A 2210-nucleotide genomic window follows, 5' to 3' on the forward strand; every position below is an offset into this window, starting at 1 on the left:
TGGTGAGAATGCCGGTCAACAGGCGACGCGTAAGGAAACTTTTGTTGTGGGATGAAAACTGTTGGCAATGATAAGCAGGGCGTTGGCCTACGCCAAATGTCCGATGCACTGCGATGAAGACAAATGTTTCATATTATATTGGTTAGGCTTGTAACAGTGTAGTGGTCTAATGATTCCGGACACCCATTTAGGCGAAAATGCTTGCCACAGAGAGGTGTCTGATGACCAAGCAACGTCGTACCTTTACCGCTGAGTTCAAACGCGAAGCTGCCTGCCTGGTGCTCGATCAAGGCTACAGTCATGCCGAAGCAGCCCCCTCGCTCGGTTTGGTCGAGTCAGCCCTGCGTCGTTGGGTTAACCAGCTTCAGCGGGAACGTGGAGGCATCACACCCGCCAGCAAAGCGTTGACGCCAGAGCAGCAAAAGATCCAAGAACTCGAAGCTCGGATAACGCGCCTTGAACGCGAGAAATCAATACTAAAAAAGGCTACCGCGCTCTTGATGTCGGAAGATCTTGAGCGTACCCGCTGATCCGTCAGCTCAGCGCCCATGAGCCCGTTGATTGGTTGTGCGAGGTGTTCGAAGTCACTCGCTCAAGCTACTACGCCCATCGTCATAGAAGACGAACTCCGGACGCTGAGCGACTGCGATTGCGCAGTCGAGTTAATGAGTTGTTCACGCGAGGGCGAAGTGCGCCCGGCAGCCGTAGCATCAAGGTAATGATGCAAGAAGAAGGTGAGCAAATCGGGCGGTTCGAGGTGCGCAGCTTGATGCGTGAGCTAGCGTTAGTCAGCAAGCAGCCAGGGGTCAAGGGCTTGTTTAAAAAACTTAAGAAAGCTCTTTTTTGTCACGAACACATTCCCAAGTGCCAACCAGTACGCCTGTTCGCACGGTCAGGGTGAAGTAATGAAAGTGTACGCTGACAACTATGCGCAGCTGCAAAGTGTTTCGACGCGGAGTGTTGTGAGGCAATCTAATATTCCACAATTGAAGATTCCAAAAGTCGCGCACGCAGACCTGAGGTTTGAGGTTGTTCTTAAGGAAGATGTAAGTTCTAATTTCAATAGATTTATGACTGAACACGAAAGTACTGCCTATTGGATTTCTGAGTTTAGGCAGCAATAAAAATACTTACCGTGGCCTTGGTTCTACTGAAGGTGAATGACGGAGGTCGGAGATGAGTTGGGACGGATAAACCGGTGGGTAGCTGTTGAATACCTCGTTCCCCAGGGCATCCCGCAAGGACAGCTGAAGTTAGCATGAGGTTAAGCAGATCTGCTCAATACGTGAGCAGATAATTGAACATCAGCCAACGCCAGCCGCTGCGGTGCCGCGTGTATGAATGCGCCCTAAGCTTTCCTCATGTCCCACAGCTTCGCATGGTAGTCCAATAGCTGCCTGCGATTGGCCACCAGCTCCTGAGTGATCCCCTGCATTCTCTCGTGGTGGTAAGGGTTTCTCGCAAACCGTGTGTAGCTCGCTGGCGCACTCACCCGCGATAGATGCATCTCGCGCATGTAATCAGCCAGCAGCGCCTGATGATTTGTAAAAGCCGTGTTCATTTGCTTGGTTAATTCCTTTCGCCTTTTCCATTGCATCACCCCCGTTGCCACTCCGTCGAACGGCGATTGAGGCGCGGCCTGTCTATCGGAAGTGAAGACAATTGTTTGTTGAGCAACTGCGACAGATTTCTGTGAAGTTTGCGCTTTAGAACGAGTGGCGTCATAGTTTGTAGTGGCGGGCGCTGCTTGGGTACGCGCTCTGCGCTGTTTCATGGATTCGATTTGGGCCAGAAGCGCAGCTGCAGTGGGCGCGTGGCCTGTCGGGTCCGATTGGTTGACCGGGTCGCCAACACAATAGGCATAGGCGTTCATGCAATCCGGCTCGAAGGGGCTTTGTGAATCAGGAGCACCGAAACGCATGGTTGCAGTGCTGTAGCGGCGGTATCCCTGCCCCAGTGGGTATGCATCGGTTGGGGGTTCGCGCCATTGGCCATTAAAGCCCAGAACGGGGCCCTGGTTGGCGGCAGGAGCACGATGGCCATAAGGGGTATAGCTCAATGCGAGTCGAGTCATGGTAACCGCCTCATCCTGATGAAGGTCGCTATAGTCTTCGTCTTCCCCAGGGCGCGTGCAACTGGCAAAAATATCGTGGATCAGCCCGTCTTTTCGCGCAGCTGCTCGATCCGCTGATCCTTCTCCACCCACAACC

Annotated in this window: 1 protein-coding gene and 1 pseudogene; one reads left to right on the forward strand and one right to left on the reverse strand. The window is 53.0% G+C overall.

Translation table 11 applies throughout. From position 1 onward, the window contains the following. Nucleotides 1–221 precede the first annotated feature (221 nt). Nucleotides 222–805 (forward strand): annotated as a pseudogene (locus APH25_RS25390) (transposase); the annotation flags it as partial. 543 nt (nt 806–1348) lie between these two features. On the opposite strand, the gene APH25_RS25395 reads toward APH25_RS25390, so the two are convergent. Continuing rightward, nucleotides 1349–2210 (reverse strand): RHS repeat-associated core domain-containing protein (locus APH25_RS25395; protein WP_177331224.1); only part of this gene is annotated, 862 nt, incomplete at its 5' end.

Source organism: Pseudomonas sp. NBRC 111119, from assembly GCF_001320125.1.
Classification (GTDB): Bacteria; Pseudomonadota; Gammaproteobacteria; order Pseudomonadales; family Pseudomonadaceae; genus Aquipseudomonas; species Aquipseudomonas parafulva.